The 9,003-nt window shown below is 33.1% G+C and carries 5 protein-coding genes; 2 read left to right on the top strand and 3 right to left on the bottom strand.

The window, feature by feature from the left end; translation table 11 throughout:
* Window positions 1–642 precede the first annotated feature (642 nt).
* Window positions 643–1,332, top strand: a complete 690-nt coding sequence (locus VLC96_RS07180; RefSeq protein ID WP_325261710.1) for an NUDIX hydrolase — start codon at window positions 643–645, stop codon at window positions 1,330–1,332.
* Window positions 1,333–1,431: 99 nt separating this feature from the next.
* On the opposite strand, the gene fsa is transcribed toward VLC96_RS07180, so the two are convergent.
* The 3 genes from fsa to VLC96_RS07165 all read right to left on the bottom strand — a co-directional run bounded on the left by fsa (window position 1,432) and on the right by VLC96_RS07165 (window position 5,535).
* Window positions 1,432–2,088, bottom strand: coding sequence for a fructose-6-phosphate aldolase (fsa, locus tag VLC96_RS07175; protein ID WP_325261709.1), 657 nt, complete (start codon window positions 2,086–2,088; stop codon window positions 1,432–1,434).
* 111 nt (window positions 2,089–2,199) lie between these two features.
* Window positions 2,200–4,236, bottom strand: a complete 2,037-nt coding sequence (locus VLC96_RS07170) for a transketolase family protein (RefSeq protein ID WP_325261708.1) — start codon at window positions 4,234–4,236, stop codon at window positions 2,200–2,202.
* A gap of 300 nt (window positions 4,237–4,536) precedes the next feature.
* Entirely contained in the window at window positions 4,537–5,535 is a 999-nt protein-coding gene (locus VLC96_RS07165) for a GntR family transcriptional regulator (RefSeq protein WP_325261705.1), read from the bottom strand.
* Between the two features lie 374 nt (window positions 5,536–5,909).
* Here VLC96_RS07165 and VLC96_RS07160 point away from each other — a divergent pair, with 374 nt between their 5' ends.
* Window positions 5,910–9,002 (top strand): SusC/RagA family TonB-linked outer membrane protein, encoded by a 3,093-nt coding sequence (locus tag VLC96_RS07160; RefSeq protein ID WP_325261703.1) that lies wholly within the window; start codon window positions 5,910–5,912, stop codon window positions 9,000–9,002.
* The last annotated feature ends 1 nt before the right edge of the window (window position 9,003 follow it).

Genomic DNA, 9,003 nt, shown 5'->3' with positions numbered 1-9,003 from the left:
CCATTCTTTTTTAGGCAATAAAAAATTGCAACAAAAAAATAATCTTTGGTTTGTTGTCATACTGATTCATTTTGGTTAATTATAAGTGTAGTTTTTACATTTGTAAATTTAAATAAAAAAAAAGCATAAAAACAAATTAATCTGATAAAAAAAGGTTTAAAAAAAAATTGATATCATAAAATATCGATTAAATTGAAAGAATATCTGTATTTATTGTTGACAAAAAACGTTTTCGTAAAATATAAACAACTATAAATGAGATACTTGGTAAAGTAATTAATAAAAGCGAAGCGACTTTATTATTTTTTTATTTACTAAGAAAAAATATAAAAATCTATAAGTTTTTATTTATTAAAATTAGTTAAATTTTGAATTTTAACGTTGAAAATTGGATCAAAATCCGTCCTTAAATGTAAATTTAACACTTAATTATGTCTGGTATATTGAAAAAATGCGTTGTAATCTTTATTTTATCGCTAGGGCAATATGTATTTTGTGATATTTTTATAAAGATGAGTAGATGCTGTATTTATTGTAAATCAACTAATTGTCTTTATTGTTCAGATAAGTGTATAACCAACACTAAATATAATTTGGTAGTTTTATGGAAGTTCTTATATTTACGTCATATATATAAAGGATATGTTAAACAGTTATAGTGCAGAAGATAAAGTATTACTAGCAGTTGATTGCATCATTTTTGGTTTTGATGACGATGGGTTGAAGATTCTTTTGATTAAAAGGGATTTTGAACCAGAGAAAGGGAAGTGGTCACTAATGGGTGGATTTCTTAAAAAAGAAGAGGTACTTGATGAAGCAGCAATCCGAATTTTACATACCTATACAGGATTGCAGGATATTTATATGGAGCAACTTTATACGTATAGTGAGATTGACCGTGATCCTGTAGAAAGAACAATTTCAGTTGCATATTATGCTTTGATTAATATAGAAAATCACAATGCTGAACTGATTCAGAATTATCATGCCAAATGGTTTAGTGTATCTGAAGTGCCAAAATTGATTTTTGACCACGATAAAATGTTGGCTCACGCTATCAGAAGATTGCGTTATAGAACTTCAATGCGACCTGTAGGTTTCGAGCTTTTGCCAGAAAAGTTTAAGATGAGTCAGTTACTTAAGTTATACGAATCGATTTTGGATAAAGAAATCGATAAGCGAAATTTTATCAGCAAAATAAATTCATTAGATATTTTGATAAAATTGGATGAAAAAGACATGACAACATCTAGAAAAGGATCGTATCTATATACTTTTGACAAGGAAAAATATGATGCAAAACTCTTGAATGATTTTGCCATAAATTTTTAAAAAAGGATAATCAGTTTTAATTTTAGATAAACAAAAAAGGAAGTTTCTATTGCAGAAGCTTCCTTTTTCCAATTAAATCCTATTTGAAATAGATTGTTTCTAACTATTCCCTTTTTGATAATCGGCTAAGAATGTTGCCAATCCGCTATCGGTAAGTGGGTGTTTTAGTAAACCTTCAATGGCGCTTAAAGGTCCGGTGATTACATCGGCACCAATTTTGGCACAATTCATAATATGCATGACGTGACGAACAGAGGCGGCTAATATTTGAGTTTCAAAACCATAATTGTCATAAACCAATTTAATTTCCTGAATAAGGTTCAGTCCATCTGTAGAAATATCATCCAATCTTCCGATGAAAGGCGAAACATAAGTCGCACCAGCTTTGGCGGCAAGCAGCGCCTGACCAGATGAAAATACTAGTGTGCAATTAGTTCTGATCCCTTTATTTGAGAAATATTTTATCGCCTTTATTCCGTCTTTGATCATTGGGATTTTCACCACGATTTGTGGATGTAATGCTGCCAATTTTTCTCCCTCGGCAACCATTCCTTCAAAATCTGTCGAAATTACCTCGGCACTTACATCTCCATCTACCAATTCACATATTTTTACATAATGTGCTATAATATTGTCGGCTCCAGTGATTCCTTCTTTTGCCATTAGGGATGGATTAGTCGTTACGCCGTCTAATATTCCCAAATCGTTGGCTTCTTTTATGTCTTTTAAATTTGCTGTGTCTATAAAGAATTTCATGTCTTTGTTTTTTTTATAAAGTTGCTGAGCTTCTGAGCTTCTAAGTTTCTGAGTTTTTTGAAGTTGCTAAGATTAAAGTCTTAGTAACTTAGAGGCTTAGCAACTTAGAATCTATTTTCTTTCTTCAATATATTTTAGAATTTCGGCACTGGCGCTTTGAGGTGTGAATCCAAATTTTTCGTCCAAAACTCCTGCAGGTGCTGAATAACCGAAATGGTCTAAACCGATAATTTTTCCGCTATCGCCAATTAATCCTTCAAGGTTTAAGGGAAGTCCGGCGGTAAGTCCGAAAACTAATTTTCCTTTTGGAATAATGCTTTCCTGGTACGATTTAGGTTGTGATTTGAATAAACCTTCGGATATGATTGAAGCAATATTTATTTTCAAATTATGATCTTTTTCTAAAATGGCTGCGGCTTCAATTAATGTCGATACTTCCGATCCATTTGCAATCAAAGTAATATCTGGATTTGAAGTTTCTTTTACCAAATAACCTCCTTTTGCAGCAGCTGAAGCTTCCTGATATCTGGAATTTGCAGCTGGAATATCTTTAATTCCTTGTCTTGAAAGAATTAAAGCAGTTGGCGTTTTAGTGTTTTTCAAAGCGATATCCCAAGCTACAGACGTTTCAATTGCATCGGCTGGACGTAATGCCAATAAACTATTGTGTCCTTTATGGTTTTTAACTTTTTCTAACAAACGCATTTGCGCCTCTTGCTCAATTGGCTGATGTGTTGGTCCATCTTCTCCAACTCTGAATGAATCGTGAGTCAAGACATATTTCACCGGTAATTCCTGTATTGCCGCTAATCTGATCGCTGGTTTCATATAATCTGAAAACACAAAAAACGTTGCTACTACTGGAATTACACCACCATGTAAAGCAATTCCATTTGCGATAGCGGTCATTGTTAATTCCGCTACACCTGCTTGTAAAAAGGCACCGCTGAAATTATTTTTTTGCAAAACAGATGATTTCTTTAAGAATCCATCAGTCTTGTCGCTATTGGATAAATCGGCAGAAGAGACAATAATATTTTCTACATTTTCAGCCAAATAAGCCAATACAGCAGACGATGCATCTCTGGTTGCAGCGTTTGGTTTTTGAACTACACTGCTTAAATCTAAATTTGGCAATTCGCCAGATAAAAACAATTGTAATTTTTTTGCCAACTCTGGATTTTCATTTTCCCATTGGCTGATTTTTAGTTTTTTTGAAGCTGCGTTTTTAGTTTTCTTCGCTATAACTTCTGAATAATGAGAAGCTACTTCTTCGAAAATTGCAAAAGGATCTTCTGGATTTGCTTTAAGATTTATAAGCGTTTTGATGTAATCTGCTTTAGTGTCTCCAATCGGTTTTCCGTGCAATTCGCATTCGCCTTCATACATATCACCGTCACAAGTAACGCAACCTCTTCCCATAATGGTTTTTCCGATAATCAAGGTCGGTTTCTCGGTTTCGTTGTTTGCTGCATCTAATGCTTTTCTAATTGCCGAATGGTCATGACCATCGATTGTAATTACATTCCAACCCCAAGATTGGTATTTCAAAGCAGTATCTTCAGAAGTAACTTCATCGGTCATTGACGAAAGTTGCACATCATTGGAATCATAAAACATGATGAAATTGTTTAGTCCCAAATGTCCGGCGATTCTACCGGCTCCTTGTGAAATTTCTTCCTGGACCCCACCATCGGTGATGAAACCGTAAATTTTATGATCGAATAATCCTTTGAAACGTGCATCTAGGAACTTAGCCGCAATAGCAGCTCCAACTCCCATCGTATGTCCTTGTCCTAATGGTCCTGAAGTGTTTTCGATTCCTCGTAAAACATCAACTTCAGGATGACCCGGAGTTACCGAGCCCCATTGTCTGAACTGTTGAAGATCTTCTTTTTTATAATTGCCTAATAAAGAATATTGTGCATACATCAAGGCTGATAAATGGCCCGCATCCATGAAGAAACGGTCTCTAAAAGGCCAATCCATTTGAGTTGGATCGTAGTTTAAATATTCAGTGTATAAAATGTGCATAAAATCAGCACCTCCCATGGCACCTCCCGGATGTCCTGAATTTGCTTTTTCTACCATAGAAATAGCCAATGCTCGAATGTTGTCAGCGGCTAATTGGTCAATTTGTTGATTCATAATCTAAATTGTTTTTTGTTTTTATAGTGGTTTAATGGTTTTAATAATTTTAGATCACTTGGTTTTATGGCAGATACTAACAATTTTGGCGGTTTTTATTATTTCTTCGAATGCCAATTTCGTATTTAAATAACTAATTATTTATAAAAAAGGATGGTTTAAAATAATAAGTGTAAAAAATACATTTGCAAATATAACTAAATTAGTTTTATAAAAACAAAAAAAGCAAATATCATTTTTTATATTGATAATTGATTTTAAAAGAGCTCTAATGCTGTTTTAGAATATTCGTGTTGGATGCTACAATGAATTTCGAATAATCAATGCACTTTTATTTTCAATTTGTTCTTTTTTTCCAGTTAGAACCATTTGGGCCAATAGTTTTCCCATTGCTGTAAAATCGGTCGAAATGGTTGTGATTCCATTTGAAACGACTTTTTTTAATGGCGTTTCATTATACGAAATAATACCAAAATCAGTTCCCAATTTTAGATTTTGTTCTCGGGCTTTTTCAATTACACGAACCAAATCTCTATCATTTGGAATAACGTAAACACTTCCGATAGTGATTTCGTTATCTGTAAATTCTGAAATAATTTCATAATTGATATCACGCTCTGTGCAATAATTTACAAAACCTATTTTCATTGCTGGTGGTTCTCTAAAACCAGGAAAAATCATAATGAATTTTTTGTATTTATTCAATCTGGATTTCCCTTTATTGAGTCCTTCGTAGATGTCTTTTTTATGATTTTGATAGATAGCGGGATATGATTTTAGATGCTCATTTGTCTGATCCAGAATGATTACGTCATTTACTGGTAGGGTTTTTATGAAAGAAACTACATCAATTAAATTGGTCGGCATGATGATGTATTTTGTATAATTTCCGTTACTATCATTTATCAATTTTTGAAAAACCTGAACATTAAAATGATGAAAGAAAATATCGACCTGAACATTTTTTCCAATATTTTTTAGAAAAGAATTATAAATATCTTCTTTAAAAATATTAAGCTCATCAAAAAGTAAGAATATTTTTTGTTTTATCGTGATTTCAGTGCTTTTCACGTAATATCCTTTTCCTGGAATGGCATAAATTATACCTCTTTTTTTGAGATCGTCATAGCCTAATAATACCGTATCACGAGATAAAGAGAAAGCCAAACAAACTTTATTTACCGATGGAAGCCGGTCTCCTTTTGTAAGTTTTTCCTCCTCAATTGCTTTTTCAATTGAGCTGATAATTTGTTTGTATTTTGGAATTCCAATGTTGTTTTGAATCGAAATTATTTTCATGAGAAAAGTTGGTTTTTTAACAAATTTACTAAAAACTGGTAGGTACTGGTATTGGAGTGCTAATTTAACATATAATTTTGGATTTCACATTTAATAAAAAAATTAAGAAAAAAAAATACATTTCATAAATTAATACTGTTTATCTAATCAAATGTTAATCATAAAGAGTGATTGGTAAGAATTGCATTTATTTTTTATATGATAAATTTTTTTAACAATTAGCTTAATTTATTTTATAAAAATCTAAATTAAAATAATTGCCATTTTAATAACGAGCTGAATTTAGTGGGTTTTCTCTATCCTCATTTTGTAAAAACCACAACTATTGACTATGAATATTTTTATAACTAACCAATTTAAAAAACTATGATTTTATGAAAGACACAATGAACTTAAATCAGTTAGTGAGGGTAAAAGTGTCCTTGCTTCCAAAATTTACAATGTTGATTTTTATTATGTTTTCCTGTATTAGTTTACATGCTCAAAATAAAATAACCGGAACCGTAAATGATCAAAAAAGCAATCAGCCAATTATCGGGGCTTCTGTCTCAGTTAAAGGAACAAACAACTCTGCAACTACAGATTATGATGGAAATTTCACTTTGGATGTAGATAATCCAAATGCAATACTTGTTTTTTCATACGTTGGCTTTGTAAAAGTTGAAGAAGCGCTAAACGGGAGAAACCAAATTAAAGTAAGCCTTAAAGAGGAAAACAATGCCTTGAATGAGGTTATTGTAATTGGTTATGGTACTATTAAGAAAAGTGACATGACTGGTGCTGTAGGTGGCTTGAAAGGATCTCAATTAGATTCTCAAAGCAACAACAATGTGGGTAGTGCAATTCAAGGAAAAATTGCAGGTGTAACTGTTGAATCGGATGGGGGAGCGCCTGGATCCGGGACCAAAATTCAAATTAGAGGGGCAGGTTCATTAAATAATAATAATCCTTTGATCTTAGTTGATGATATTGCAGTTGCCTCTATGAATAATCTTAATCCTTCGGATATAGAATCAATTCAGGTGTTGAAAGACGCTTCGGCTGCAGCAATTTATGGTTCTAGAGCGGCAAATGGAGTAATTTTGATTACCACTAAAAGCGGTAAAAAAGGAGATTTAAAAGTTTCTTTTAATTCTTCTTTTGGGGTGTCGACTGTTGCGAATGAGTTAAGCTTATTAAATCAAGAACAATGGGCAAAAGTGAGTACTGCTGCATATGCCGCTGCCGGTAAACAGCCACTTCCTATTGCATTAAATCCTGAAGTTGGAGGTGCAGGAGTTGATTGGCAAGATGAAATATACAGATCTGCAGCCACTCAGAATTATTCATTGGGATTAGCTGGAGGTACTGATAATGCAAAATATAGCATGTCTCTAAGTTATTTTGATCAGGAAGGAGTTGTTAAAGAAACAAATTATGATCGTCTTAATTTTAGAGTTAAATCTGATTACAAAAAAGGTATTTTCAAAATTGGAGAAACAGTAATGTTAACCAAAGAAAAAAGAAAAGATTTACCAGGTGTTCCTGGACAAGGGAGCAATGTTGTTGGTTCGGCTATTTCTATGATACCAGGTTTTGCCATTTATAATGAAAATGCTGTTGGAGGATATGGCGGAGCATCTGGTGCGGTAACAGATATATTCAATCCAGTTGCTGCTCTAAATCTTTTTGATGTTAGGAATAATTATTATCAGGCGTTGGTTAATGCGTATGCTGAAGCAAGTTTTTGGGACGGTTTTAAATATAAACTAAATGTTGGTGCTACTGTTTCTGAACATAAAGGCTATACTTACACCCCTCGTTATGAAGTAGGAGGATTTTTTAAAAACTTGAAAAATACTTTGGCAGAAAGAAGTGATATGACTCAATATTATCAAATTGAGAATACTTTGAATTATGCCAAATCTTTTGGTAAACACTCGGTAAATGTTTTGGCGGGATATACAGTTTATAACAATAAATATAGAGCTATTTCGGGTTCTGTTACAGGATTACCTGATGGCATACATGTTATGGCAGGAGGAGAAGAGCCTTCGTCTGTTGGTTCTGCTTCCGAAAATAATTTAATATCCTATTTGGGTCGTGCTATTTATTCGTATGATAATAAATATATTTTAACGGCTACTTTTAGACGTGATGGATCTTCACGTTTTAGCCCGGAGAACAAATGGGGTAATTTCCCATCTATATCTGCAGCATGGGGAATTGGAAAAGAAGACTTCTTTAAAAATTTAAACACTCCAATAACTGATTTTAAAATTCGTGGTAGTTATGGTGTGTTAGGAAATCAAGAAATTGGAGATTATCAATATCTTGGCTCGATAACTTCTGGAATTAGTTATGCTGTTGGAGAACCAAATACCTTATGGATTGGAAATATTCAACAGGATTACCCAGCTCTTGGGTTAAAATGGGAATCTACAGCAACAGCAGATATTGGTTTAGACTTGTCTTTATGGGATGGTAAATTGGACTATACTTTTGACTACTTTCAAAAAACTACAAGCGATTTGCTTTTGAGAGTGCCCGTTCCATTGTCTGTCGGATCAAGCAACGATCCTTATACAAATGCTGGTGAAGTTACCAACAAAGGATTTGAAATGGGACTTACGTATACTGAAAAAATTGGAGCTGTTAATTTTTCAGTTAGCGCAAATATTTCAAGTGTAAATAATCGTGTTACAGAACTTAGTACAGGAAGCCAGATTTTGGAAGGTGCTACAGGTTCTTTCCACGGCGCACCAGTTACATATAGCAAAGTTGGATATCCGATTTATTCTTTCTTTTTAGTAAAAACTGATGGGTTATTTAGATCACAAGAAGAAATTGACGCACATAGCGTAAACGGAGTTCTTATCCAGCCTAGAGCAAAAGTAGGCGATATAAGATACGTTGATTACAATGGTGACGGTCAAATTGATGGAAACGACAGACAATTCAGAGGAAGTGCTTTCCCAGATTACGAATATGGATTTAGAATTCAGGCTGATTGGAAAGGGGTTGACTTCACTATCGTTGCTCAAGGTACTCAAGGAAATAAAATATACAATGGAAATAATACTGATATAGCAACAGTTAGAGCTAATATCAATTATTCTACAGCAACTTTAGATTCTTATACATTTAATCCAAATTCAAATTTTCCAAGATTAGACATTGATGATTTAAATGATAATGGAGCTGATTATTCAGATCGTTTTCTTGAGAACGGATCTTATTTTAGAATTAAAACTATTCAACTTGGGTATGCACTTCCATCTAGTTTAACAGATAAAGTTAAAATTGATAAACTTAGATTTTATTTAGCTGGTGATAATCTTTTCACAGAAACAAATTATTCGGGTTATAATCCAGATGTTTCAAAAGGCAATTCTAATGCTTCACTTGCATTAGGAGGTAGAGGAATCGATTACAAATCTTATCCTCTAAGTAAAACTATAACTTTTGGAATGCAACTTAACTTTTAAA

The organism is Flavobacterium sp. (assembly GCF_035456085.1).
GTDB lineage: Bacteria > Bacteroidota > Bacteroidia > Flavobacteriales > Flavobacteriaceae > Flavobacterium.
The sequence above is the reverse complement of the archived record's forward strand: the minus strand, read 5'-3'. Positions and strand labels throughout refer to the sequence as shown.

Coding starts and splice junctions, on each gene's coding strand:
- VLC96_RS07180 (WP_325261710.1), top strand. CDS start 643: ATGTTAAACAGTTATAGTGCAGAAGATAAAGTATTACTAGCAGTTGAT.
- fsa (WP_325261709.1), bottom strand. CDS start 2,088: ATGAAATTCTTTATAGACACAGCAAATTTAAAAGACATAAAAGAAGCC.
- VLC96_RS07170 (WP_325261708.1), bottom strand. CDS start 4,236: ATGAATCAACAAATTGACCAATTAGCCGCTGACAACATTCGAGCATTG.
- VLC96_RS07165 (WP_325261705.1), bottom strand. CDS start 5,535: ATGAAAATAATTTCGATTCAAAACAACATTGGAATTCCAAAATACAAA.
- VLC96_RS07160 (WP_325261703.1), top strand. CDS start 5,910: ATGAAAGACACAATGAACTTAAATCAGTTAGTGAGGGTAAAAGTGTCC.